Consider the following 25,703-nt stretch of genomic DNA (forward strand, 5'->3'; position numbering starts at 1 on the left):
GACTGACGGGCCGACGAGTGACGCAGGCGCCCGGCGGACGTCGGTCGGCCGGCGCCGACGCGTCAGCCGGCGACCGCCACGAGGCCGAGTTCGGCGGTGCTCAGGAGCAGCGGATGCCGCGGCACGGCGCGCACCGTGTAGCCGAACGCGCCGGCGCGGTCGAGCACGACCGTTCCCGTGTAGAGGCGCGGCCCGCCGGACGTCGCGTCGCCTGCGTCATCCGGTGACCCGGGGTTCGACACCGCCGGCGTGAGCACTGCGTGCCGCACCCCGTCGATCGTGTCGTCGTCGCGGCTGCGCCCGTACGCGACTTCGACCGAGACGTCGTCGGGTGCGAGTCCGTCGAGCCCGACGTATGCCCGCAGCTGCAGCTCGTCGCCGACGTGCGGCTCCTCGACGCCGCCCGACTCGACGTGCACCACCTGCACTCCGGGCCACGCCTGGCGCACCCTGGCACTCCACGCCGCGAGCTCGCGGGCGCCGCGAGCGTTGTCGGCCGTCACGGCAGCAGCATGCTCCGCCGCCGGGCGGTAGAGCTCCTCGACGTACTGCTGCACCATGCGGTCGGCGCCGAGCTCGGGGGCGAGCGTCGCGAGCGTCTGCCGCACCCGGCGCACCCATTCGCGTGGCACGCCGTCGCCGTCGCGCTCGTAGTAGCGGGTCGCGACGCGGTGCTCGAGCAGGTCGTAGAGTGCTGCCGCCTCGAGGGCGTCACGCTCGGTGGCGTCGCCCGCGGCATCCGCCGACGGGATCACCCAGCCGTAGTCGTCGCCCCCGTACTCGGCCCACCAGCCGTCGAGGATCGACAGGTTGAGTGCGCCGTTCATCGCGGCCTTCATGCCGGACGTTCCGCACGCCTCGAGCGGCCGCAGCGGATTGTTGAGCCACACGTCGCAGCCCGGGTAGAGCACCTCGGCCATGCCCATGTCGTAGTCGGGCAGGAACACGATGCGGTCGCGCAGCTCAGGCTGCTGGGCGAACTGCACGAGCTGCTGGATGAGCCGCTTGCCCTCGTCGTCGGCGGGATGCGACTTGCCCGCGATCACCAGCTGCACGGGCCGTTCGGGGTTCGTGAGGATCGCCGTCAGCCGCTCGGGGTCATGCAGCATGAGCGTCAGCCGCTTGTAGGTCGGCACCCGGCGGGCGAAGCCGACGGTGAGCGTGTCGGGGTCGAGCACGCGAGAGATCCACGTGGGAACCGGGGAGCCCGGATGCTGCGCCGCCCACGCCTCGGCAAGGCGTCGGCGCGCGTCCTCCACGAGCTGCAGTCGCATTCCGCGCTTCACCGCCCAGAACTCGCCGTCGCTGAGCGCACCGCTCAGCCAGTCGGCGTGCTCGGTGTCACCGGTGCCGAGCCTCGACTCGGCGAGGCCGAGGAGGGCGGGATCGGTCCAGGTGGGCGCGTGGACCCCGTTCGTGATCGAGGTGATCGGCACTTCGGCGGCGTCGAATCCCGGCCAGAGGTCACCGAACATGCGCCGGCTCACCTCGCCGTGCAGTTTCGAGACGCCGTTCGCGTGCTGCGCGAGCCGCAGGCCCATGACGGCCATGTTGAAGGCGCTCGTCTCGGGATCTGCACCGGGTTCGGCACCGAGCGCGAGCGCGTCGGCGGGGTCGACGCCCGGCAGGAGCGAGCTCGAGAGGTACCGTTCGACGAGCTCGCGGTCGAAGCGGTCGATGCCGGCAGACACGGGCGTGTGCGTGGTGAAGACCGTGCCGGCGCGCACGACCTGCAGCGCCTCGGCGAACGAGAGGCCCTCTGCGATGTACGTCGAGATGCGCTCGAGGCCGAGGAACCCCGCGTGACCCTCGTTCATGTGGAACACATCGGGAACGGGGCATCCGCTGAGCTCGGTCCATGCCCGCACGGCACGCGCGCCGCCGATGCCGAGCAGGAGCTCCTGCAGCAGCCGGTGCTCGCCGCCGCCGCCGTAGAGCCGGTCGGTGACCGAACGGAGCTCGTCGGTGTTCGTCGGGATGTCGGTGTCGAGCAGGAGCAGTGGGATGCGCCCGATCGACGCCTTCCAGACGCGAGCGTGCAGTACGCGATCTTCGGGCAGGGCGAGCGCGAGCTGCACGGGCGCGCCGTCGGGACGGCGCAGCACCGAGAGCGGCAGCCCGTCGGGGTCGAGCACGGGATAGCGCTCCTGCTGCCAGCCGTCGTCGCCGATGGCCTGCGCGAAGTACCCGGCCTTGTAGAAGAGCCCGACGCCGACGATCGGCACGCCGAGATCGGATGCCGCCTTCAGGTGATCGCCCGCGAGGATGCCGAGCCCGCCCGAATACTGCGGCAGGGCCGCCGTGATGCCGAACTCGGGTGAGAAGTACGCGATCGTGCGGGGCGCCGCTGTGCCGAGAGTCTGGAACCAACGCGGCTCGGAGAGGTACTCCTGCAGGGCGGCGCGCTCGCGCTCGGCCCACGCGACATACCCGGCGTCGCCCGCGAGCTCGTCGAGCCGAGCCGGGTCGACTTCGCCGAGGAATGCCACGGGGTCGCGATGGGAGCTTCGCCAGAGTTCGGGATCGATGTGCTCGAACAGCCGGCGGGTGGGCTCGTGCCACGACCAGCGGAGGTTCCCGGCGAGTTCTTCCAGGGGGGCGAGCGTCGCGGGAACGACGGCTCGGACAGTGAACTTACGGATCGGCTTCACGGGTCAAGATTAGGTGGGGTGCATGTCGAATGTGTGAACGGCCGGTCGCGACGCGAGCGCGATTCCGCGCTACGGTCGAAACGTGACGACCAGCATCACCCTCGCAGGCCGAATTCCCGTGACGCGGCTCACCCCCGCCCTGCCCGACGACCGCTGGCGGCCGAAGGCCTACGAAGGCGAGGTCGTGCCGTTCCGTGCCACGGTGTTCCGAGAGGGGCACGATCAGGTAGGCGCCATGCTCGTGCTCACGAGCCCCTCGGGTGAGACTCGGCGTGAACGGATGTCTCCGCTCGCGCCCGGCACCGATCGCTGGGAGGCGCGAGTGCTCCTCGGCGAGACCGGCGAGTGGCGCTGGCACGTCACCGGCTTCGACGACGAGATCGCCACGTGGCGTCACGATGCCGCGCTCAAAGTCGACGCCGGTGTCGACGTCGAGCTCATGTTCGAGATCGGCGCGCGGCTGCTCGACCGCGCGATCGCCGAGAAGTCACGACCGCTCGCCGCGCGGAAGCGCCTCACGTCGATCGCGAGCGGACTTCGCGACGCCGCGGCATCCATCGCCGTCCGCCGCCCCCTCATCGACGACCCCGCACTCGTCGAGTTCGAGAGCCGCCCGCTCGCTCGCATCTCGACCGACTCCCCCGAGCACTCGATCCTCGTCGAGCGACGTCGCGCCGGGGTCGGCTCGTGGTATGAGTTCTTCCCCCGCTCCGAAGGCGCGAGGCGCCTGAAAGACGGCGGCTGGAAGAGCGGCACCTTCCGGACGGCGGCGAAGCGGCTCGACGGCGTCGCCGCGATGGGCTTCGACGTCGTGTACCTGCCGCCGATCCACCCGATCGGGGTCACGAACCGCAAGGGCGCGAACAACACGCTGAATCCCGGCCCCCACGATCCCGGTTCGCCCTGGGCCATCGGCGGGCCGCTCGCCGATGGAACGGCCGGCGGGCACGACGCCGTGCATCCCGACCTCGGCACCCTCGCCGACTTCCGCGCATTCGTGCGCCGCGCCGCTGCGCTCGGCATCGAGATCGCCCTCGACCTCGCGCTGCAGGCCTCCCCCGACCACCCGTGGGTCACCGTGCATCCCGAGTGGTTCACGCAATTGCCCGACGGCACGATCCGCTACGCGGAGAACCCGCCGAAGAAGTACCAGGACATCTACCCGGTGAACTTCGACGACGATCCGAACGGCATCTTCGACGAGGTGCTGCGCATCGTGCGGCACTGGATGAAGCAGGGCGTGCGCATCTTCCGCGTCGACAACCCCCACACGAAGCCGCTCGCGTTCTGGGAGCAGCTGATCGCGACGGTCAATGCGGAGGACCCCGGCGTCGTGTTCCTCGCCGAGGCGTTCACGCGCCCAGCCATGATGCAGGCGCTCGCGATGGTCGGATTCCAGCAGTCGTACTCCTACTTCACGTGGCGCAACACGAAGCAGGAGCTCGAGGAGTTCCTCTCCTCGGTCGCCGAGGACACCGCGGACTTCATGCGGCCGAACCTGTTCGTGAACACCCCCGACATCCTCACCGAGTACTTGCAGTTCGGCGGCCCTGCGGCCTTCACGGTGCGAGCGACGATCGCCGCGACGGCGGCGCCCACCTGGGGCGTGTACTCGGGCTTCGAGCTCTTCGAATCGGTCGCGAGGCCCGGTGCCGAAGAGGCGATCGACAACGAGAAGTACGAGTACAAGCCGCGCGACTTCGCCGGCGCCGAGCGCCAGGAGGGCCGCTCGCTCGCGCTGTACCTCGGCATCCTCAACGCCATCCGCGCGGCGCACCCGGCACTCGGGCAGCTGCGCAACATCCGATTCCACTCCAGCAGCGACGAGTCGGTGCTCGTGTACTCGAAGCACCTCGAGGGCCGATTCACGTCGACCGGCGTCGACGACACCGTCATCGTCGTCGCGAACGTCGACCCGCACTCGGTCAGGGAGACGACGGTGCACCTCGATCTCGCCGCGCTCGGGCTCGAGCCCGGCACCCGATTCGAGGTGGAAGACCTCGTCACCGGTCAACGCTGGGACTGGGGCGATTCGAACTACGTGCGGCTCGATGCGTTCACGCGCCCCGCGCATATCCTGCACGTGAGAAGGGGCCCCGATGCCTGAAACGATCGCCACGCCCGTCATCGACGACTGGGTGCTCGCCGCCGTCGCCGAGGGGCGGCACTCCGACCCGCACTCGGTGCTCGGCCAGCACGGATTCACGGCTCCGGCCGATCCTCGGCCGCTCACCGTCATCCGAACCCGCCGTCCTCTCGCCGAATCGGTCGAGGCGGTGCTCGACGATGGCATCGCCCTGCCGCTCGAGCATCTCGGGTATGGCGTCTGGGGAGGCGCAGGAGCGTTCGGTCCCGTCGGCTACCGCGTGCGCGCGAGCTATGGCGACGGGTCGGAATGGACGAGCGACGACCCGTACCGGTTCGCTCCCACGATCGGCGAGCTCGACCTGCACCTCATCGGCGAGGGCCGGCACGAGGAGCTCTGGCGCGTGCTCGGCGCACACCACCGCGAGCACTGGGGCGTCGGCGGCGGTGTTCACGGCACGGCGTTCACCGTTTGGGCACCGCACGCCCGCGCCGCTCGCGTCGTCGGTGAGTTCAATCGCTGGGACGGCACGGCGCACGCGATGCGCAGCATGGGCGGGAGCGGCGTATGGGAGTTGTTCATCCCAGACCTCGAGCCCGCCTCCGTGTACAAGTTCGAGCTCCTCACCTCCGCCGGCCACTGGGTGATGAAGGCCGACCCGATGGCCCGGCAGGCCGAGGTCTCCCCCGCGACCGCCTCCGTCGTGAGCGTCAGCAGCCACGAGTGGGGCGACGGCGAGTGGATGGCGCGGCGAGCGTCGACGAACGCGCACGAGCTGCCGATGAGCGTCTACGAGCTCCACCTCGGCTCCTGGCGGCCCGGGAGGGGCTACCGAGAGGTCGCCGACGAGCTCATCGAGTACATCGAGTGGCTCGGCTACACGCACGTCGAGTTCATGCCCCTCGCGGAGCATCCGTTCGGCGGATCGTGGGGCTACCAGGTGACCGGCTACTACGCGGCCACCTCACGCTTCGGGCACCCCGACGACCTCCGCTACCTGATCGACCGGCTGCACCAGGCCGGCATCGGCGTGCTCATGGACTGGGTCCCCGGCCACTTCCCGAAAGACGACTGGGCGCTCGCGCGCTTCGACGGCGAGGCGCTCTATGAACACGCCGACCCGCGCCGCGGCGAGCAGCTCGACTGGGGAACCTACGTCTTCGACTACGGCAACCCGCGGGTGCGCAACTTCCTCGTCGCGAACGCGCTCTTCTGGCTCGAGGAGTTCCACGTCGACGGCCTGCGCGTCGACGCCGTCGCCTCGATGCTCTACCTCGACTACTCCCGCGAAGGGGGCGAGTGGACGCCCAACATCTACGGCGGCCGCGAGCACCTCGAGGCGATCGGGTTCCTGCAGGAGGTCACCGCCACCGCCTACAAGCGGAACCCGGGCATCGTGATGATCGCCGAGGAGTCGACGAGCTGGCCCGGAGTCACCGCCCCGACCACGAGCGGCGGCCTCGGCTTCGGCTTCAAGTGGAACATGGGCTGGATGCACGACACCCTGCAGTACATCTCGAAAGACCCGATGTACCGCTCGCACCATCACCACGACCTCACGTTCTCGTTCCTCTACGCGTTCAGCGAGCACTTCGTGCTGCCGATCAGCCACGACGAGGTCGTGCACGGCAAGGGCTCGCTCATTCGCAAGATGCCGGGAGACCATTGGCAGCAGCTCGCCAACGTGCGTGTCTACCTCGCGTACATGTGGGCGCATCCCGGCAAGCAACTGCTCTTCATGGGGCAGGAGTTCGGCCAGCTCTCCGAGTGGAGCGAGGAACGCGGCCTCGACTGGTGGATCCTCGACCAGCCGAGCCACCGGCAGCTCGCCGAGTTCGTCGGCGCGCTCAATCGCTGCTACCGGCAGAGGCCCGAGCTCTGGGAACTCGACGACGACGCCGCAGGCTTCGAGTGGATCGAGGGCGGGGCCGCGGCGCACAACATCATCGCGTTCCTCCGCTACGATCGCGCCCACAGGCCGCTGCTCTGCGTCGTGAACTTCGCGGGCGTGCCCCACGATGGCTTCCGACTCGGCTTGCCGCGGGCGGGCCGCTGGACCGAGATCCTGAACTCGGATGCCGCGGAGTTCGGCGGTTCGGGCGTCGGCAACCTCGGCGGGGTCGACGCCGTCGATCGTCCTTGGGCGGGGCGCCCGGCCTCCGGCGATTTCACGCTCCCGCCGCTCGCGGCGGTCTGGTTCACGCTCGATTCCGGTGACTGAGTAGCGTCCGGCGAAGCCGGACGTGTATCGAAACCACAGCCGCGGCGCCGGCGACGTCGCGGCTCGGCGTGCTGCCCGTCAGTAGAGCAGGTTGGTGAGCCGCCGGCGCGCGGCGATCACTCGAGGCTCCTCGGTGCCGACGACCTCGAAGAGCTCGATGAGGCGCTCGCGCACCCGGTTCTTGCCGTCGGCGTCGAGGGTCGGGAAGAGCGTGAGCAACCGATCGAACGCATCGTCGACATGGCCGCCCGACAGGTCGAGGTCGGCGACGTCGAGCTGCGCGTCGAGGTCGCGGGGCGCCGCCGCGGCGGTGTTGCGGATCGAGTCGAGCGTCTTGCCCGCGAGCCGGCCGAGCAGGTTCGCCTGGGCGAGGCCCGCGACGGCGAGCGTGTCGCGCGGATCTTGCGCCATGGCGGTGCGATAGGCGGATGCCGCGGCCTCGAAGTCGCCGCGCTCGATCGCGTCGTACGCCTCCTGGTGCAGCGGCGGCAGCGGCTCCTCGACGGGCTCCTGCGCCTCGCCTTCTGCAGCGGCGTCGCTCGACTCGACTCGCCCGGCGACGCCGTGCTGCGCACCGAGCTCGAGCAGCTGGTCGAACACCTGGTCGATCACGTCATCGGGCTGCACGCCCGCGAAGAGCGGCACGGGCTGGCCCGCGATCACGGCGACGACCGTGGGGATCGCCTGCGCCTGGAACGCCTGGACGAGCTGCGGGCTGCGGTCGGCATCGGCGGTGGCGAGCACGATCCGGCCGTCGCGCGCTCGCACGAGTCGTTCGAGCGACTCGACGAGGGTTCGCGACTGCTCGCTCCACGAGGCCCAGAGCGCGACCACGACCGGCACGGTACGGGAGAGCTCGAGCGTGGAGCCGAAGGCCGCGTCATCCGTCTCGAAGACGATGGCGTCGCCGGACGCCGGGCCGGCCGGGCCGGCCGGCTCCTGCTGGCGCTGCACGAGCGCCGACAGGTCGACGGCTCCGCGCAAGCCCGGACCGTTCGGGGAAATGGGGTTCGTCATGGGACCTCCGAGGCTCCGATGAGGCTCTCGGACCAGCCGAGCAAGCGGATCTGCTCGCCTTCGCCGGTGCCGACGCCTGGGACGTAGAAGAGCAATTGGATACCGATCACGCGCTGCACGCCCTTGGCACTGGCCTCGGTGAACCCGGACAGGGCGGCGCCTGGGGCACCAGCCTCGAAGGCGATCGTGCCGCCGTCGTTCGGCGTGACCTTCTCGGTCTGCTCGATCGACACGGTGACGAGCGCTCCCGCATTGTTCGTCGCGAGCGCGACGGTGGGACTGTCGCCGACCACATTCGAGAAGTTGATGTCGGCCGTGGGCGGCAGGCCGTCACGGATCGCCTGCTGGCCGGCGACGCCGAGCTGCTCGCGCAGCACGTCGCCCTCTGGGTCGAACATCGGCGCGAACGCCGACTCGTCGCCGTGCAGCAGCACGTCGCCATATGCGGAGGCGACCTGGCCCGTCGGCATCACGAGGCCCTTGTACTCGGGGCTGATCGGCGACGCACCGACGACCGCGGGCGCGACCGCCGGAACGTCGGCGTCGGGAGCGAGGGCCATCGCGTACTCGATCCGGTAGTTCTCGCGAGGCGATTCCTGTGTGAGCACGAGCGCAGTCGGCGCGACCGTGGGGTCGTCGGCGTTCTTCGCGATCGTGAGCACCGTTCGCGGCCATCCGGTGGCCTGCTGCGGCAGGGTCAGGGTGAGCGGCGAGGCGGGGATCGCCGGCGGCGCGGGGTGCTCGGGCAGTGCGCCACGGATGGCGTAGTTCGCCGTTCTTGCTTCGAGCGCGGGACCCGTGAAGCGCTGCGCTGCCGCGTCGGCATTCCCCGCAGCGTCGACCTCGTTCGCGAACACGGCGATGCGGCGCATGATGCGCTCCATCTGGGGCACGGTGACCGCGGGCTGGGCGCCCTCATCTTCGGACTCTTCGGCCGGCTCGCCCGTGACAACGGGCGTCGCCGGCGCGCTCGTGGCCGGGGCGTCGCCGCCCTGGTCGAAACTCGGCCAGTAGTCGGCGGAGCAGGCGCTGAGCACGAACGCGGGGAGCACGAGGAGCGGCACGAGCGCAACTCGTTTCGAGCGCCCGATCGCGCGTCGGCCGCCGGTCAGCTGGCTGCGGCGCATCGACGGCGGCTTTGGTGCACTCGGAAGCCTGCCGCGCGGCCCCTTGGGAAGGTTGCGGCGCGGGCCGCGGGAGCGGCGATGCCGCGCGAACCCGGAGATCAGGAGCCATGAACCGGCGAGGAAGACGAGCGCGCCACCGGCGATGAGGGGTCCTGCCCAGGGTGTCGAGTTGTCGAGCGGCCAGGCGATCGACAACCGTGACGGTACGGGCTCGATGCCGTCGGACGCGATGATCACCGAGATGCCGTCGGGCATGTCGACCGTGGTCGTGAGACTGTTCTCGTTGGTGAACTCGTCGAGCCAGAGGTCGGAGCCTGCAGGCGACACCGCGGCCTCCTCGGTCTCGACGGGGGCATCGGTTGCCGGCGTCGGCGTCGGCTCCTCGTCGACCGTCTCGTCGTCGGCGGATTCCGCGGTGACGACCTCGCTCACGAGCTCATCGGACTCGGCGTCGTGCTGCACGGCGATGTACGGCGATTCTCCGAGCCATGCCTCGACGTCGGAGCTGCGACCGTAGGCGAGGAAGACGGTGTCTGCGCCAGACACGGTGAGCGTCTGCTTGCCCGGGTGCGCTGCGAGCACCTCGGGTTCGAGGACGATGTAGTCGGCGTCGCCCTCGACTTCGGCTGAGAGCGAGACCCGGTCGGGATCGAGGAGCACGGTGCGCTGGGCGATACCGAGCCCGATCATCACGGCCGCAGCGATGAACGCCACGATTGCGAAGACGAAGCGCACGAATTACCTCCAGTGCCGCGGTGGGGGCGGCTTCCGACAAAGACATTCCACACTACTGGCGGCGTCTGGGAGTCTCCTAACCGCAAGCTGTGCATGAGGTGTCATTGGGGCCTGTGGAGGACGTGTCATGGCGAAAGCCGCGGGCCCGTACAATCGGATCACATCCCGCATGCGCCCCCACGAACGCGGGACACGATCCCGGAGGAAGAATGTCCGTCGAAGAGACCGAGTTCACGCAGGTGTTCCGCGGGTATGACAAAGACGAAGTCGACCACAGCATCAATGGTCTTCGTCGCGAGATCATCGCCGCGAACAATCAGTCTGCTGAGAACGCCAAAGAGAACAAGCGGCTCCTGGCCCGCATCGAAGAGCTCACCGCCGAGCTCGAAGAGGTCGGCAGTCCCACGTTCTCCGGACTCGGCACCAAGCTCGAGAACACGCTCCGGGTCGCCGAAGAGCAGTCCACGAGGCTCATCGCGCAAGCCGACATCGATGCTGAGAAGCTCCGTCGCGCCGCCGAAGACGAAGCGCACCTCATGCGCTCCGACGCGCACGAGCTCGCAGAGCGCACGCTCACCGAGGCACGTGCCCAGGCCAGCCGCATCCTCGAGAACGCGCGCGCCGAAGCCGACGACATGATCTCCCGCTCGCAGGAGTCGAGCGAGCAGCTCCGCCAGGACGCGGCACGCGACGCGGCAGCCATCCGCGGCGCCGTCGCGACCGAGACCGCCGAGCTGCGCACGAGCGCGAAGCGCGAGTCCGCGGCAATGGTCGCGGCAGCCGAGCGCAAGGCGTCCGAGATCCTCGTCGCCGCCAACGCAGAAGCCACCGAAGCCCGTGCGACTGCCGCCGGCCTCACCCAGGAGACCGAGCAGACCCGCGCCGAGGTCGCGATCGAACTCGACCGCGCTCGCGCAGATCTCGCTCGCGAGACCGAGCAGGCCCGCATCGACCTCGCCTCCGAGACCGAGCAGGCGCGACTCGACCTCGCCCGCGAGTCGGCCGAGGCCCGCGCCGCGATCGATGCCGAGATCGCCGAGCGTCGGGCCGCCCTCGTCCACGAACTCGAGCAGGCCCGCACCGACCTCGACCGCGAGCTCGAGGCCGGCCGCGCCGAACTCGCCGAGCAGCGCGAGCAGGCGAAGGTGGACCGTGAGCGTGAAGCCGAGGCGGCTCGCCTGAAGATCCAGCATGAGCTCGAGCGCATCCGCGCCAAGCACGCCGCTGACCTCGAGCAGATGCGCGCCGATCTCTCGCTCGAGCAGGAGCAGGCTCGCGCCGACTTCGACGCCGAGGCCGAGCAGGCCCGCATCGATCTCGACAACCAGCTCACCGCGATGCGCAAGAAGACCACGCACGAGGTCAACCGCATGCGTCGCGAGATCGAGAAGGCCCACCTCGACCTCGAGTCGGAGCTCGCCACCAAGCGCGACGAGGCCGAGCAGGAGCTGCTCGAAGCGCACCAGGAGGCCGTCGCCCAGACGCAGAAGTTCCTCGACGACGCCAACGCCGAGCTCGCCGAGGCGGTCGCCCGCACGGCGGAGAGCCGCGCCGAGGCCGACCGACTCGAGACCCAGGTGCGCACCGAGATCGCCAAGGTCCGCGACAAGGCCGACGACGAGGCGCGCGACCGCATCGCCGCCGCGCACCAGCAGGCTCGCAAGCTCATCTCCGACGCCGAGGAACGCACCCGCGCCCTCGTCGCCGACGCGGAAGACCGTCTGTCGCAGATCAAGATCGAGCGCGACGCGGTCGCCGGGTACTTCGAGAGCCTGCGCGGCGTGCTGACGCAGGCCGAGCAGGTGGCCGCGCAGAGTCGCCGCTAGACCGAGAGACCGCGTCGCCCCAGTGAAGATCCAGAACGCGTTCCGCATCGGTCTCGTCGGAACGCTCGGGGTCGGCCTCGGCCTGCTCATCCTCACGTCGCTCGCGACGCTGTCGACGATCATCACCTATATCGGCGCGGCACTCTTCCTGGCTCTCGGCCTCGATCCAGCGATGAGCTGGCTCGAGCGCCGAGGGCTGCCGCGCTGGGCGGCGATCATCATCGTCATGACCGGGGTCGGCCTCCTCGTCGCCGCGCTCGTGCTCGCGGTCGTGCCGATCATCGTCGACCAGGTCAGCCAGCTCGTCGACGAGCTGCCCCGAATCGTCGCTCGCGTGAACTCGGAAGACTGGATCGAGGCGCTCAAAGAGCAGTTCCCGCAGGTCCCGATCGACGAGATCAACGCGCAGATCACGAGCGGACTCACCGACTTCTTCACGAACCCCGACAAGCTGAGCGAGCTCGCCGGCGGCGTGCTCCAAGTGGCCGTCGCCATCGGCACCGGCGTGTTCGCCGTCATCATCGTGTTCATCCTCATGCTGTACTTCGCGGCGTCGCTCAACACGATGAAGCGCGCGACCTACCAGCTCGTTCCGGCGTCCAACCGCGAGCGGTTCGCCGATCTCACCGAGCAGATCACCCAATCGGTCGGCCGCTACGTGCTCGGGCAGGTCTCGCTCGCCGCCGTCAACGGCATCCTGAGCTTCATCTTCCTGTCGATCATCCAGGCGCCGTTCCCGGCCGTGCTCGCGTTCATCGCCTTCCTGCTGTCGCTCATCCCATTGGTCGGCACGCTGACTGGCTCGATCATCATCGTGCTCGTCAGCCTCATCCCCGGGCTCGGCTCGCCGCTCACCGCCCTCGTGGCCGCGATCTACTACCTGGTCTACATGCAGGTCGAGGCCTACGTGCTGAGCCCTCGCATCATGAACCGCGCGGTGAAGGTACCGGGCGCGATCGTCGTGATCGCGGCGCTCGCCGGCGGTTCACTGCTCGGCATCCTCGGGGCGCTCATCGCGATCCCCGTCGCCGCGTCGATTCTGCTCATCATCAAGCAAGTCGTCGTACCGCTGCAGAACGAGCGGTGACCCCGGTCTCATTCGGCCGGCGTCGCCCCCCACGTGCCGTCGTGACGTCAGGCGACCGGTGTCACGCGGTCGTGGCCGGCCACGTCGTCGGCAGCGGCGCCGCGGCAGGATTCACCGTCGCGACGATCTCGTCGAGTACGCGGCGTGTCTGCGCCTCGCCCACCCAGAGGTGCCGGCCCCCTGCCACGTCGATACGCCGGATCTTGGGGAGTGCCGCGAATCGCACTGCCGCCTCGGCTGGTCGCAGGTAGTCGTCGTGCTCGGGGATGAGCGCGACGAGCGGCGGTGAGGGCGTCGTTCCACTTGTGCAGCTCCGCCTCGCTCGTGCGATGGAGCGGCGGCGAGAGCAGGATGGCGCCGTCGATGCGGTGCTCGAGTCCGTACTTCAGTACGAGCTCGGTGCCGAATGACCAGCCCAGGAGCCATGGATGCGGCAGGTGTCGCTGCTCGACGAATGACATCGCCGCTGCGACATCCGCTCGCTCTTCGATGCCGTGGCCGAATTCGCCGTCGCTCGTGCCGCGAGGCGAAGAGGTGCCTCGCGTGTTGAAGCGAAGCACGGCGAGATCGGCGAGCGCCGGGAGCCGGGCGGCCGCCTTCCGCAGGATGTGCGAGTCCATGAAGCCGCCGGCAGTGGGCAGCGGATGCAGCGTCACGAGCGTAGCGACGGGCGCTCGCTGTGCAGGCGTGGCGAGCTCACCGACGAGGGTGAGTCCGTCGCTGGTCTGCAACTCGATCTCCTCGCGGATGGCGGGCAGTTCGACGCCCGCGCGGATCTCGACGGGTGCTTCGTTGTCGCTCACGGGCTTTCGATCCTCCAACAGTGGATGTGCCAATGCCGACGCGCCGCGAGGTCGGCTGCATCGCCGAGCACCCCGTCGCCGCGCCAGGCCACGAGATGCGCGACGCCCGGTGCGACTTCGAGGCCGCATCCCGGGCAGAGATATGCCTTCGCGGCTTGCGCCTCGGAGACGGGCTGCACGTTCCATTCACGCCCGCCGCGAACCTCGGTGCGGCGCCAGCCCGTCGTGAGCCGTTCGACGTCGAGTTCGGGATGCCCCTCACGCGCACGTGCCGCGCGGCCCCGGGATCGGTTCGCGCGCACCATGGTTCCAGTCTAGGCGGGCTCTGACCGCGCCCTGCACGGCGCCGGACACAGACGGGATCAGTACCAGCCGCCTGCTTGCGATTTCGCCCACGCTCCGCAAGGAGTGCCGTAGCGATCGGTGATGTACATCAAACCCCACTCGATCTGCGTTCCCGCGTTCGTCTCCCAGTCCGCGCCGGCGACGGCCATCTTGGACCCTGGAAGCGCCTGCGGGATGCCATAGGCACCGCTCCCCGCGTTATACGCGTTCACTCGCCAGCCCGATTCCTTGCTCCACAGCGCCACGAGGCAGTCGAACTCCGACGAACCCCACCCTCGAGCCGCGACGGCTCCTGCGGCATATGCCTGCGCGGAGCCGGGATCGGGCGTCACGGCAGGCGGCGCCCAGCCGCTCTCGCTATCGGTGCTCGCCGGCGCGAGCTTCACGGGCTCGGGCTTCTTCTCGACGACGTAGGTCTCCTGGCCGACTGCGATCGTGTGCGCGTCGCCGACCTCGACCGTCTGCGGCTGCTCCCCGCCGAAGCGATCGCCGTCCCGGTTGAAATCGGACGAGGCGGTGGCGCCCGAGTACGGATCGACGACGTTCACGAGCAGAAAGCTCACCGACGCGAGGAACGCGAATGTGACCGAGGCGGCTTGCTTGAGTCCGCCCTGCTTTCGAGTGCCCGATGACGGCGGGCGCCGCGCTTCGCCTATCTCGTCACTCCCAGCATCCGTAGCCACAATTCGTCGAGTGTATCGGAGGGCGCGCTGACGCGTCGAACCGATCGGCGGGGAGTCATCGAACGGCGAGCATCACGTCGACGACGGCGTCGAGCACGAGGTCGACCTGCGACTCGCGGTAGCCGCCCCGCTGTGTCTTGAAGACCACCGTGCGCACGTCTTCGAGCGAGATCGGCCATCCGTCACGGAAGTACCGAGTGAGCTTGTCGGCGAATCGATCGACCTCGCGCGTGCTGTACCCGAGCACCAGCGGGTTCACGCGATCGAAGCGCTGGCCCTGTGGGCGCGCGAGGCGGTTGGCGACGACCTGCGCCGTCGTGCGGGCCTCGCGGAGCCAAGCCTCGTTGCCGTGGAGCCGGGCCGCCACCTGCCGCTCCTGGGCCGCGAACGCGTCCTCCAGGCGTTCGAGGGCTGCGTCGACGTGCGCGGTGGAATAGCCGCCCTTCTGCATGGCGAATGCGGTGAGGCGGATTCGCTCCGACGTCAGGGGCGGGTCATTCGGTCGCGCGGTGCCGTCGTAGGCGCGACGAGCGAGCTGGAGGAATTCCTCGACCTCCCTCGTGTCATACCCGAGGCGGGGCTTGCGTGTGCGAGGGAAGGTGGAGTTCACCGCACCATTATCGCGGACGATCAGCCGAAGATCCGGAAGGCGACGAACGCGACTGCGGCCGACGGCAGGATGGAGTCGAGCCGATCGAGGAATCCGCCGTGGCCCGGGAGCCAGGAGCTCATGTCCTTGATGCCGATGTCGCGCTTGACGAGCGACTCGACGAGGTCTCCGAGCGTCGCGCTCAGGAAGATCGCGGTTCCGAAGATGACGCCGAACCACCACGTGTTGCCGAGCATGAGCGTCGAGAGGAGCACCCCGGCGAGAAGGCTCGTCGCGGCGCCACCCGCGAAGCCCTCCCACGTCTTCTTCGGGCTGATCACGGGCGCCATGGGATGCTTTCCGAACATGAGCCCGAAGGCATAGGCGCCGGTGTCGGCCGAGACCGCGGTGACGATGAATGCCAGCGTCCACCATTGGCCGCCCTCGGCCGCCGTGAGTACCACGGCGAAGGTCGCGAGGAACGTGACGTAGCCCTGCACGAACGCGCCGGCCGCGATATCGCGCACGAGTGCTCGCCGTGTGGTCGCCCGGAAGGCGGGAAGGGCCTGTTCGGCGAGCCGCCAGATGGTCACGACGATGACGCCGCCGAGCACCGCGAGCAGTTGTCCGCCGGCTCCCCCGTAGTAGGCGATCGGAACCGCGACGACGGCGGCGATGACCGTCGGGATGCGGGGAACCAGGAAGCCGCCCTTGCGAAGCGCTTGCGCCAGTTCGTAGCTCGCGAAGCCGGCGATCACGACCGCGAAGACCATGAAGAGCTCTTTGATCACGAGCAGGCTGAGCAGCAGGGCGCCGCCGAAGGCGAGGCCGATGATCACGGCGAGGATCAGGTTGCGGCCTGTGCGGGCGTTGATCTTCTCCTGCGCATGGTCGAACTGCGCCTTCGACGCCTCGAACTGACGCTCGAGATCGGCCTTCCTGGCGTGTACCTGCGCGCGGAACTCGTCACGCGAGGTTCGCTCATGCCCCCCGGCGTCCGACTGATCCTCTTCTGGGACGCCCGACATGATGTTCCCTCAGACCTCGAGAAGTTCGGCTTCCTTGCGCTTCAGCGCGTCGTCGATCGAGTCGACGTTGGTCTTCGTGATCTGCTCGAGCTCCTTCTCGGCGCGCGACACCTCGTCATCGCCGACCTCGCCCTTGAGGGAGTCGAGGTCGTCTTTCGCCTTGCGACGGATGTTGCGAACGGACACCTTGGCGTCCTCCGCCTTTCCGCGCACGATCTTGACGTACTCCTTGCGACGCTCCTCGGTCAACTCGGGCAGCGTCACCCGGATGATGTTGCCGTCGTTCGACGGGTTGGCGCCGAGGTTCGGGGTGTCGCGGATCGCCTGCTCGATGTCGCGGAGCGCTCCCTTGTCGTAGGGCGTGACGAGGAGGGTACGGGCCTCTGGGTTCTGCAACGACGCGAGCTGTGCGAGCGGCGTCGGGGTGCCGTAGTAGCTCACCATGATCTTCTGGAAGAGCTGGGGATTCGCCCGCCCGGTGCGTACGGATCCGAAGTCGTCTTTGGCAACCTCGACAGCCTTCTTCATACGTGCGGTGGCATCGGAAAGTACATCCGCGATCACGGGAACTCCTTCTGGTTCGCTACTCGGGACAGTCTATCGAGTGGACGCGTGTACGCCGTTGCTCACGACCGTGCCGAGCTCGGCGCCGAGGATCGCCGCGGTGACGTTGCCACCCGGCTCCATGCCGAACACCTGCATCGGCATGCCGTTGTCCATGCAGAGGCTGAACGCGGTCGAGTCGACGACCTTCAGGCCGCGCTGCAGTGCCTCCTGATAGCTGATCCGGTCGATCTTGTGGGCTTCGGGATTGGTGCGGGGGTCGTCGGAGTAGACGCCGTCGACGCCGTTCTTCGCGACGAGCACGACCTCGGCGCCGATCTCGAGGGCGCGCTGGGCTGCCACGGTGTCGGTGGAGAAGTACGGCAGGCCAGCGCCTGCGCCGAAGATGACGACCCGGCCCTTCTCGAGATGACGTTCCGCCCGGCGCGGGATGTACGGCTCGGCGACCTGCGTCATGGCGATCGCCGACTGCACGCGCGTCTCGGCGCCCGCCTGCTCGAGGAAGTCCTGCAGCGCGAGCGCGTTCATCACGGTGCCGAGCATGCCCATGTAGTCGGCGCGGCCCCGGTCCATCCCGCGCTGCGAGAGTTCTGCGCCTCGGAAGAAGTTGCCGCCGCCGACGACGATCGCGACCTCGACGGTGCGAGCGGCATCCGCGATCTCACGAGCGAGTGCGCCGACGACATCGGGATTGACCCCGAGCGACCCGCCGCCGAATGCCTCACCTGAGAGCTTCAGGAGCACCCTGCGCTTGTGTTCAGTCATGCCCGACCGTTCCTTCCACTGTGGCTGTCAAAACTACTGCTTCGTGCGCTGCGGCGCAGTGCCGGGTGGTGCCGTCTCACGGATGGCTCACGAGTGTTCGCACCGCAGACAGCAAAGGAGTCCGGATCGCTGCTGCGATCCGGACTCCCCTGTGGCACTTACGCGCCGACCTTGAAGCGAGCGAAGTCGCTCACCGTGAGGCCTGCATCCTTGACCACCTTGCTGACCGAGAGCTTGTTGTCCTTGGCGTAGTCCTGCTCGAGCAGTGCGACCTGCTTGAAGTAGGCGCCGAGACGGCCCTCGATGATCTTCGGGAGCGCAGCCTCGGGCTTGCCCTCCTCGCGAGAGATCTGCTCGACGATCGCGCGTTCCTTCTCGACCGCGTCAGCCGGGACGTCCTCGCGTGCGAGGTACTCGGGGTTGGCGAACGAGATGTGCTGAGCGACGCTGCGCGCCGTCTCAGCGTCGTCACCGGCGAATCCGAGCACGACGCCGACCTGCGGCGGCAGGTCTTTCGACGTCTTGTGCAGGTAGATCGAGAACTGCTCGCCCTTGACGAGGCGGATGCGTCGAAGCTCGACCTTCTCGCCGAGGATCGCAGCCTCTTCGTTGATCACATCAGCGACGGTCTTGCCGTCGGCCGGAGCGGCGAGTGCCGCCTCGACCGAGTCCGCACGGGCTGCGGCGACGGCCGCGAGCACGCGGTCGGCCAGGCCGACGAACTTGTCGCCCTTGGCGACGAAGTCCGTCTCGCACGCGAGCTCGATCAGGGTCGCGGTGCCGTCGCCGTTGTCGACGGCGGCCACGAGGCCCTCGGCGGTGGAGCGGTCGGCGCGCTTGGCGTTGCCCTTCGCGCCCTTCAGGCGGAGGACCTCGACCGCCTTCTCGATGTCACCGTCGGCCTCCACGAGTGCGTTCTTCGTGTCGACCATGCCGGTGCCGAGGCGCTCGCGCAGGCTCTTGACGTCTTCGAGAGTGAAATTGGCCATATCCGGATGTCTCCTGGCTCGTGGTCTTACTTGGACTCGGCGGCGGCCTCAGCGGCCTCGGGTGCAGCGGCCTCGGCCTCGGCGGCCTCGGGTGCCTCAGCCTCGACGACCTCGGCCTCGGCGGCCTCAGGTGCGGCGACCTCGGCCTCGGCGGCCTCAGGTGCAGCAGCTTCGACGTCGGCGGCCGACTCGGTCGCGGCCTCGTCGGTGGCTTCAGCGGAAACAGCCTCGACGACCTCGGAGACCTCTTCGGCCTCAGCGGTCGCGGCGTCGACCTTGGCGGTCTCGGGCGAGGACTGCTCGGGGGTCTGAGCCTGGAGGAGCTCCGCCTCCCACTCGGCGAGCGGCTCGACGGCCGAGACGTTGCCCTCGGCCTCGGGCTTCTGGTGACGCTCGATGAGGCCCTCCGCCGCAGCGTCGGCGATGATGCGGGTGAGCAGGCTCACGGAACGGATCGCGTCGTCGTTGCCCGGGATCGGGTACTGCACCTCGTCGGGGTCGCAGTTCGTGTCGAGGATGCCGATGACGGGGATGCCGAGCTTCTTGGCCTCGTCGATCGCGAGGTGCTCCTTCTTGGTGTCGACCACCCAGAGGGCCGACGGCGTCTTCGACAGGTTGCGGATGCCGCCGAGCGACTTGTGCAGCTTGTCGAGCTCGCGCTTCTTGATGAGGAGTTCCTTTTTGGTGAACCCGCTCGTGGTGCCTTCGAAGTCGAGCTCCTCGAGCTCCTTCATGCGCGCAAGGCGCTTGGAGACCGTGGTGAAGTTCGTGAGGAGACCGCCGAGCCAACGCTGGTTGACGAAGGGCTGGCCGACGCGCGTCGCCTGCTCGGCGATGGACTCCTGGGCCTGCTTCTTGGTGCCGACGAAGAGGATCGTGCCGCCGTGGGCGACCGTGTCTTTGACGAAGTCGTAGGCCTTGTCGATGTAGCCGAGCGACTGCTGCAGGTCGATGATGTAGATGCCGGAACGCTCGGTGAAGATGAATCGCTTCATCTTCGGGTTCCAACGGCGGGTCTGGTGCCCGAAGTGAACGCCGCTGTCGAGCAGCTGGCGGATGGTGACGACGGCCATGAGCCGCACTCCTTTGTTCTCAGTTGTCGCTCCGGCCGGCGGCCGAGAGCCCTGGTGCCCGGCACGGCTCCGCCCGCTCCGAAGAGGGGACTGAATGGAGTCGTCGGCCGAAATGGCACGCGTAGTCACCCCGGCGGACCGAGGTGCTCTCGACACTCTATCATCGGCACTCGTCCTCCCCAACCGCGCGCGGCGGCCCGGTCGCCACCGTTTCGATTCCTTCGCGACGGATGCCTCCGCGCTCATCGAGCATCGGAACATGACCGAGCTCCCCGTCACGGCACCTCCTCGCAGCGCCCGTTCAGGCACGGCACTGTCGGTCGCCGCGGCATCCGTCCTCATCGTCGGCACCCTTGCCGCGTTCACCGCCGTGACGCCGCCCGCCGCGGAGGCACTCGGCCTCCGTACCGGCGAGCCGGCCGAGGCCTCATCGCCGCCGGTCAGCCATCCCCACATGTGGAGGTGGCCGGTCCCGCCGCCCATCCAGGTCGTGTCTCCGTTCCGCGCGCCGCCGACGCCCTATGCGGCCGGCCACCGCGGCATCGATCTCCAGGCGGCGGCAGGTGCCGTCGTCACCGCTCCGGCAGCCGGCACCGTGAGTTACGCCGGCATGGTCGCCGGCCGAGGGGTCGTCGCGATCGATCACGGCGACGGCGTCGTGAGTGCCATCGAGCCCGTTGACGCGCTCGTCGCGGCCGGCACCCCCGTGGCGGCGGGCGATCTGCTCGGCACGGTCGCCTCTGGCGGGCACTGCGCGTCGGAATGCGTGCACTTCGGCGTGCGAGTGCACGGCGAGTACGTGTCGCCGTTCCTGTTCCTCGGCGGCCTCCCGCGAGCGGTGCTCCTGCCTAGGCCGTGAGCGTCAGGCGCGCGGGTGCGCCGTGCGATAGCTCTGCTTCAGCCGTTCGGCCGAGACGTGGGTATAGATCTGAGTTGTGCCGAGGCTCGCGTGACCGAGGAACTCCTGCACCGCGCGCAGGTCGGCACCCCCGTCGAGGAGGTGCGTCGCGGCGCTGTGACGGAAGGCGTGCGGTCCGCTCGGTCCCGTGCCCGGAATCGACGAGAGCACCTCGGTCACGACACGGTAGACGCTCCTGACGCCCATCCGAGCGCCGCGCGCCCCGAGGAACACCGCATTCGTCGCGGCGAGCGCACCGCGCTCGGGCTCAGCCGCCGCAGCGGCAGCCGCAGCGTTCGCCGCAGCGAGGATGGCGGGTCGCCCCTGGTCGAGATAGCGGTCGAGCGCTCGGGCCGCCGGGGCGCCGTAGGGCACGACGCGTTCCTTGGAGCCCTTGCCGACGACCAGTACCGTCCTGCGCCGACGATCGATCGCCGCGAGATCGAGACCCACGAGCTCCGAGACGCGAAGTGCCGACGCATAGAGCACTTCGACGATCGCACTGTCGCGCATCGCAATGGGATCGTCGGTCGAGGCGGCGCGCTCGAGTGCAGTGAGCGCAGCGGCAAGCGCCTGCTGGGTGACCACCCTCGGCAGGGTGCGTTGCGCGCGCGGCGCCCTGAGGCGAAGTCCCGGGTCGGCCGCGATGAGGCCGCGACGCAGGAGCCACGCGGTGAATCCGCGGGCGGATGCCGCTCGCCGTGCGATGCTCGCTCGCGCGAGTCCGCGCTCGGTGGCGCCCCACAGCCAGTCGCGGAGGAGTGCGAGATCGATCGCGGAGGCCTCGGTGGCGCCCCGCTCCCCCGCGAACGCGACGAGCTCGATGAGATCGCCGCGGTATGCCGCCACGGTGTGCTCGGAGTACCCGCGCTCGGTTCGCACGTGCGCGAGGTAGTCGTCGAGCAGGGTGTCGAGATTCACGGCTCCAGCCTGCCCCTCGATGGCCTATACCGTGCTGAGGCTCGCACGAACAGCGCGCGATCGCCGGTCATGCGACGCCGGGAGGCTTTCGCGAGAAGCGCTCCAGCCTGGCCTCTGGCGAGAGCGCCTCGATCTCGGCGAGGAACTCGGCACTGAAGTTCGTGACCACGGGAAACGCACCGATCGGCACGACCGACGTGGTGAAGCCGTCGTCGAAGAGATGCACGAGGGTGAACGAGCGGCCCCCGTCGATACCCGCGAGCTCGCGGGTGGGCGCTGAGAGGTCCATCGTGTAGGCGGTTGCTCCGGCGACCGACACCGGGACGCCGGCGAACATGCCGTTGGTGGCGTAGTGCAGGTGGCCTCCGAGGATGAGCCGCACGTCACGGCCGGCGATCACCTCGGCGAGTTCGTCTTGCCCGCGCAGCTCGAGCAGGTCCATGAGGGCGAGCGGCGTCGCGATCGGAGCATGGTGCATCGCGAGTACCGTGCCGAGTGGCGCGGGATCCGCGAGAGCGGCATCGAGCCAGGCGATCGTCGATGCGTCGAGCAGGCCGTGGTGGTACCCCGGCACAGTCGTGTCGAGCGCGATGACGCGGAGCCCCGACACGTCGGTGATGCGATTGACCGGGGAATCGCTCGGCGCCTCGCCGAGGAGGTCGCGCCGGAACGCACCGCGTTCGTCGTGATTGCCCATCACCCAGCTGAGCTCGGCGCCGGCCGAACTCGCGAGCGGTTCGAGGAGCTCGCGGGCGATGCGGTACGCGTCGGGTTCCCCGAGATCCGCGACATCGCCGGTCACGGCGATCGCGTCGAGGCGGTCACCAAGTCGGCGCAGCTGCGACACCGTCTGCTCCAGCGCGCGCACGGTGTCGGCGACTCCGCCGAGCGGTGCACCGCCTTGGAGCAAGTGCGTGTCGCTCACGTGGGCGATCACCTGACGCGCTGCCGGATACCTCCCGAACTGCGGATACTGCATGCCGACCCCCTTCGGGGCCAGCCTAAGCCGAGCCTCCGACGGGTGCCCTCACGGCGCGCCACGGCCCCGTCACGCCGCGCGGGCGGGCCCCTCATGTCGGGGCGGGCCCCTCATCTCGCGCGGACGACCCCTCATCTCGCGCGGGCCCGCCGCCAGCCCTCGGAGTGTCGCACGGCCACCCCATCTGCCTCGAGGGCACCGAGCACGCTCATGACCGCCGTCGCGGCCATGCCGCAGCGCTTCGCGACCTCACCGAGCGAGCGCGGGCTCCGCACGCTGAGCGCATCGAGGACGCGCACGGCGTCGGGCGACGCAGCGGCGGCGTATCGCCGGCCACCGCCGGCACTCGTACCGGCATGCCCACCGGCCGCGGCCTGCCCGCGCTGCACATTCGCCACGGCCTCGCCGCTCGGACGCACGCCGGATCCGTGATCGCCGACGAGTTCGGCCATCTGCCCGGCGTCGACGACGCACACGGCGTTGTACTCGCGGAGGAGGCGGTGGCAACCACCTGACGCCGGACTCGTAACCGGTCCGGGCACCGCGCCGAGCGGGCGCCCGAGCGCTGCGGCGTGACCGGCGGTGTTGAGCGAACCCGAGCGAACCCCCGCCTCGAGTACGACCGTCGCCTCGCTCGCGGCCGCGATGAGTCGATTGCGCTGGAGGAAGCGCCACTTCGTCGGAGCCGCACCGCATCCGAGCTCGGAGACGACCGCGCCGGTCGCGGCGATGCGTGAGAGCAGCGCTTCATGGCCCATCGGGTAGAAGCGGTCGACCCCGCCTGCGAGGAACGCGACGGTGACACCATCACTCGCGAGCGCCGATCGGTGCGCCATGCCGTCGATGCCGTAGGCGCCGCCTGACACGATGGTGAACCCGCGATCGACGAGCCCTGCGGATGCCTCCATCGCCACATGCTCGCCGTAGCCCGTGGCGGCACGCGCCCCGACGAGGGCGAGCGACGGCCGGCCGTGGTTCAGGGCGTCGGCGCGGCCGCGAATCCACAGCACAAGCGGCGCGTGCACCCCGAGCTCGTCGACGCCGGACGGCCACTCGGGATCGCCGGGAATGAGCAGGCGCGCGTCGACGCGCGCAGCTTGTGCGAGCGAGCGGACGAACGCCGCGTGGTCGACGCGGGGCAGCCATCGCTCGAGGCCCGCCGCCGCCTCGCGTTCATCGAGCGACTCGCCGGCCTCCGCGACACGAGCGGCGAGCCGTTCGGCCGGCACGGACTCGAGCAGCAGCTCGGCGCTCTCGGCCGCGCCGAGCGCAGCGACGACGCGACCGAGGAGCCCGTCGCCGGGCTCAGCGACCGAACTGAGCAGCGAGCGGGCGAACGCCTCGAGCGACGCACCGTCGCCGCGGCGGATGGCGGAGACCTCGGCGGCCAGTCGTGCCGCCGAATGCTTCACGATGCTCATGCGGGGATTCCCTTCCTGAGATAGAACGCACGACCCACCTGGTCGGCGCCGGGGCGCATCGCGCCGTCGAGGTCGGCGATGGTCCAGGCGACCTTCAACACCCGGTCGTAGCCGCGCATCGTGACGCCGCCGCGTTCGAGCGCGCGATCGAGTGCCGCGGTCGCCTTGCCGCCGGGATGCAACCCGCCAGCGCCGCGCAACCACGGGCCCGGCATCTCGGCGTTCGTGCGCCAGGGGGTGCCGAGCAGTCGGTCGGATGCCGCAGCGCGAGCTTCGATGACACGGGCGCGGGCCTCATCGCTCGTGATGCCGGTGCGCTCGCCCATCAAGCGGAGCCCGGCCGCGGTGACGCGGGGCACCTTCAGTTGCACGTCGATGCGATCGAGGAGCGGCCCCGAGATGCGGCCGAGGTACCGTCGTCTCATGGACGGCGGACACGTGCATTCGTTGCCCGGCGAGTCATATCCCCCGCACGGGCACGGGTTCGCCGCGAGCACGAGCTGGAATCGCGCAGGGAACGAGGCGACGGCAGTCGCACGATGGATGCTGACGCTGCCCGATTCGAGCGGCTGACGGAGCACGTCGAGCACCGATGCCGGAAACTCAGGTGCCTCATCGAGGAACAGCACGCCGTGGGTCGCCCGTGCTGCAGCACCAGGACGGATGAGCCGGCTGCCGCCGCCGACCATCGCCGCCGCGGTCGCCGTGTGATGCGGAGCCTCGAACGGCGGACGCAGTGACAGTCCGTTGACGAGCCGCCCCCCGGCGAGCGATCGGAGTGAGGCGACCTCGAGCGCGGCGTCGGAATCGAGATCGGGCAGGATTCCCGGCAGCCGGGACGCCAGCATGGTCTTGCCGGCTCCTGGCGGGCCGAGGAGGAACATGTGATGGCCACCGGCAGCGGCCACGAGGAGCGCTTCAACCGCTTCCTCGTTGCCCGCCACGTCGGCGAGATCGCCGGGCACCTGCTCGGGCTCGTCGGCGCGATCCGTTGAGGGGACCGCGTCGATCTCACGCACCTCGTAGGCGCCGCCGTGCCAGATGGCGGCTTCGAGGAGCGAGGCGACCCCGATCACCGTCACCCCGGGCACGAGCGACGCCTCGGCGGCATTGCCCGCGGGCACCATGACCGTGTCATGGCCGGCTCGTGATGCCGCGAGCACCGCGGGGAGGATGCCGTCGATCGGTCGCAGCCGGCCGTCGAGCCCCAGCTCACCGAGGTGCACGACACGGTCTACCGATTCGCGTGCGATCTCGCCGGCGGCGGCGAGGCACGCGATCGCGATCGCGAGGTCGAAGCCGGAGCCGTGCTTCGGCAGGGCCGCGGGCGAGAGGTTCACCGTGAGGCGGCGCTGCGGCAGGGGGCATCCGGCGTTCACGGCAGCCGAACGCACTCGCTCGCGGGCCTCGGCGAGTGCGGCGTCGGGCAGGCCGATGATGACGAACGCGGGCAATTGCGACGAGAGGTCGGCCTCGACCTCGACGATCGAGCCGGCGAGCCCCAGCAGGGCGACCGAGCGGGTGCGGGCGACGGGCATCAGCTGATCCCCTCGAGATGCTCGATGAGTGCCGGCGCCTCGGTGGGGGCGAGCACGGCGACGGCGTCGATGCGGATTCGCGAGACCGCGGCATCCGTCGCCTCGCACCAGGCGATCGCGAGCCGGCGCATGCGCGCGAGCTTCACCGGGGTGATGGCCTCGAACGGGTGCCCGAAGTCGCTCGTCGTGCGGGTCTTCACCTCGATGAAGACGGTGTCGCGCCCGTCGCGCGCCACGATGTCGATCTCACCGAGTCGGCACCGCCAATTGCGGTCGATCACCGCCATGCCGCGGCCGACCAGATGATCGACCGCGAGCTCTTCACCGCGTCGGCCGAGTTCCGCGTTGTGCGCCATC

Annotated in this window: 21 protein-coding genes and 1 pseudogene; 5 read left to right on the forward strand and 17 right to left on the reverse strand. The window is 69.6% G+C overall.

The annotated features are described in order from the left end of the window. Positions 1-62 precede the first annotated feature (62 nt). Positions 63-2,651 carry an alpha-glucan family phosphorylase gene (gene glgP / locus QFZ29_RS09510; RefSeq protein ID WP_306893885.1) on the reverse strand — a complete coding sequence of 863 codons (2,589 nt, stop codon included), beginning with the start codon at positions 2,649-2,651 and terminating at the stop codon, positions 63-65. A gap of 82 nt (positions 2,652-2,733) precedes the next feature. On the opposite strand from glgP, the gene QFZ29_RS09515 reads away from it, so the two are divergent. Both QFZ29_RS09515 and glgB read left to right on the forward strand, forming a co-directional pair. Beyond that, a complete protein-coding gene (locus tag QFZ29_RS09515) occupies positions 2,734-4,758 on the forward strand; it encodes a maltotransferase domain-containing protein (RefSeq protein ID WP_306893886.1) in 2,025 nt (674 codons plus the stop codon). After that, positions 4,751-6,958: a 1,4-alpha-glucan branching protein GlgB gene (glgB, locus tag QFZ29_RS09520; protein ID WP_306893887.1), complete on the forward strand. Its 2,208-nt coding sequence runs from the start codon at positions 4,751-4,753 to the stop codon at positions 6,956-6,958. The genes QFZ29_RS09515 and glgB overlap by 8 nt, the downstream gene beginning before the upstream one ends. A gap of 78 nt (positions 6,959-7,036) precedes the next feature. Here glgB and QFZ29_RS09525 read toward each other — a convergent pair whose 3' ends face one another. Both QFZ29_RS09525 and QFZ29_RS09530 read right to left on the reverse strand, forming a co-directional pair. Beyond that, entirely contained in the window at positions 7,037-7,975 is a 939-nt protein-coding gene (locus QFZ29_RS09525) for a tetratricopeptide repeat protein (protein ID WP_306893888.1), read from the reverse strand. After that, positions 7,972-9,837: a hypothetical protein gene (locus QFZ29_RS09530; protein WP_306893889.1), complete on the reverse strand. Its 1,866-nt coding sequence runs from the start codon at positions 9,835-9,837 to the stop codon at positions 7,972-7,974. Before QFZ29_RS09530 ends, QFZ29_RS09525 begins: the two co-directional genes overlap by 4 nt. 209 nt (positions 9,838-10,046) lie before the next feature. Between QFZ29_RS09530 and QFZ29_RS09535 the strand changes: the two genes are divergently transcribed. Then, positions 10,047-11,663 (forward strand): DivIVA domain-containing protein, encoded by a 1,617-nt coding sequence (locus tag QFZ29_RS09535; RefSeq protein WP_306893890.1) that lies wholly within the window; start codon positions 10,047-10,049, stop codon positions 11,661-11,663. A 22-nt stretch (positions 11,664-11,685) separates the two neighbouring features. Then, positions 11,686-12,750: an AI-2E family transporter gene (locus QFZ29_RS09540; RefSeq protein WP_306893891.1), complete on the forward strand. Its 1,065-nt coding sequence runs from the start codon at positions 11,686-11,688 to the stop codon at positions 12,748-12,750. Positions 12,751-12,811: 61 nt separating this feature from the next. On the opposite strand, the pseudogene QFZ29_RS09545 reads toward QFZ29_RS09540, so the two are convergent. From QFZ29_RS09545 to rpsB, 9 genes and pseudogenes are all read right to left on the reverse strand, one after another. Continuing rightward, positions 12,812-13,553, reverse strand: a pseudogene (locus tag QFZ29_RS09545) (alpha/beta hydrolase). Beyond that, positions 13,550-13,858: a hypothetical protein gene (locus tag QFZ29_RS09550; RefSeq protein ID WP_306893892.1), complete on the reverse strand. Its 309-nt coding sequence runs from the start codon at positions 13,856-13,858 to the stop codon at positions 13,550-13,552. The pseudogene QFZ29_RS09545 and the gene QFZ29_RS09550 overlap by 4 nt, the downstream one beginning before the upstream one ends. A gap of 57 nt (positions 13,859-13,915) precedes the next feature. Beyond that, on the reverse strand, positions 13,916-14,581 hold the full coding sequence (locus tag QFZ29_RS09555) for a lytic transglycosylase domain-containing protein (RefSeq protein WP_306893893.1): 666 nt from the start codon (positions 14,579-14,581) through the stop codon (positions 13,916-13,918). A 55-nt stretch (positions 14,582-14,636) separates the two neighbouring features. Further along, positions 14,637-15,191, reverse strand: a complete 555-nt coding sequence (locus tag QFZ29_RS09560) for a DivIVA domain-containing protein (protein ID WP_306893894.1) — start codon at positions 15,189-15,191, stop codon at positions 14,637-14,639. A 20-nt stretch (positions 15,192-15,211) separates the two neighbouring features. Then, on the reverse strand, positions 15,212-16,198 hold the full coding sequence (locus QFZ29_RS09565; protein WP_306893895.1) for a phosphatidate cytidylyltransferase: 987 nt from the start codon (positions 16,196-16,198) through the stop codon (positions 15,212-15,214). A gap of 9 nt (positions 16,199-16,207) precedes the next feature. After that, complete coding sequence (gene frr / locus QFZ29_RS09570) at positions 16,208-16,762, reverse strand: ribosome recycling factor (protein WP_306893896.1); 555 nt, start codon at positions 16,760-16,762, stop codon at positions 16,208-16,210. A gap of 33 nt (positions 16,763-16,795) precedes the next feature. Further along, positions 16,796-17,527, reverse strand: a complete 732-nt coding sequence (gene pyrH / locus QFZ29_RS09575) for a UMP kinase (RefSeq protein WP_306893897.1) — start codon at positions 17,525-17,527, stop codon at positions 16,796-16,798. 158 nt (positions 17,528-17,685) lie between these two features. Further along, positions 17,686-18,516: a translation elongation factor Ts gene (gene tsf, locus QFZ29_RS09580; RefSeq protein ID WP_129520777.1), complete on the reverse strand. Its 831-nt coding sequence runs from the start codon at positions 18,514-18,516 to the stop codon at positions 17,686-17,688. A gap of 26 nt (positions 18,517-18,542) precedes the next feature. Beyond that, positions 18,543-19,589 carry a 30S ribosomal protein S2 gene (rpsB, locus tag QFZ29_RS09585; RefSeq protein WP_306893898.1) on the reverse strand — a complete coding sequence of 349 codons (1,047 nt, stop codon included), beginning with the start codon at positions 19,587-19,589 and terminating at the stop codon, positions 18,543-18,545. A 259-nt stretch (positions 19,590-19,848) separates the two neighbouring features. Between rpsB and QFZ29_RS09590 the strand changes: the two genes are divergently transcribed. Beyond that, entirely contained in the window at positions 19,849-20,448 is a 600-nt protein-coding gene (locus QFZ29_RS09590; RefSeq protein WP_306893899.1) for a murein hydrolase activator EnvC family protein, read from the forward strand. 3 nt (positions 20,449-20,451) lie between these two features. Here the strand turns inward: QFZ29_RS09590 and QFZ29_RS09595 are convergent, their stop codons facing one another. The 5 genes from QFZ29_RS09595 to QFZ29_RS09615 form a co-directional block, all read right to left on the reverse strand. Then, the gene (locus QFZ29_RS09595; protein WP_306893900.1) at positions 20,452-21,408 is read right to left on the reverse strand and encodes a tyrosine recombinase XerC; all 957 of its coding nucleotides are present in this window, start codon (positions 21,406-21,408) and stop codon (positions 20,452-20,454) included. A gap of 67 nt (positions 21,409-21,475) precedes the next feature. Continuing rightward, a complete protein-coding gene (locus QFZ29_RS09600) occupies positions 21,476-22,387 on the reverse strand; it encodes a phosphodiesterase (RefSeq protein ID WP_306893901.1) in 912 nt (303 codons plus the stop codon). Positions 22,388-22,518: 131 nt separating this feature from the next. Beyond that, positions 22,519-23,808 carry a DNA-processing protein DprA gene (gene dprA / locus QFZ29_RS09605; protein ID WP_306893902.1) on the reverse strand — a complete coding sequence of 430 codons (1,290 nt, stop codon included), beginning with the start codon at positions 23,806-23,808 and terminating at the stop codon, positions 22,519-22,521. Continuing rightward, positions 23,805-25,346: a YifB family Mg chelatase-like AAA ATPase gene (locus QFZ29_RS09610; protein ID WP_306893903.1), complete on the reverse strand. Its 1,542-nt coding sequence runs from the start codon at positions 25,344-25,346 to the stop codon at positions 23,805-23,807. The genes dprA and QFZ29_RS09610 overlap by 4 nt, the downstream gene beginning before the upstream one ends. Then, positions 25,346-25,702: a YraN family protein gene (locus QFZ29_RS09615; RefSeq protein ID WP_306893904.1), complete on the reverse strand. Its 357-nt coding sequence runs from the start codon at positions 25,700-25,702 to the stop codon at positions 25,346-25,348. Before QFZ29_RS09615 ends, QFZ29_RS09610 begins: the two co-directional genes overlap by 1 nt. Between the last annotated feature and the right edge of the window lies 1 nt (position 25,703).

Origin of the sequence: Agromyces albus, assembly GCF_030815405.1 — a bacterium.
GTDB lineage: Bacteria > Actinomycetota > Actinomycetes > Actinomycetales > Microbacteriaceae > Agromyces > Agromyces albus_A.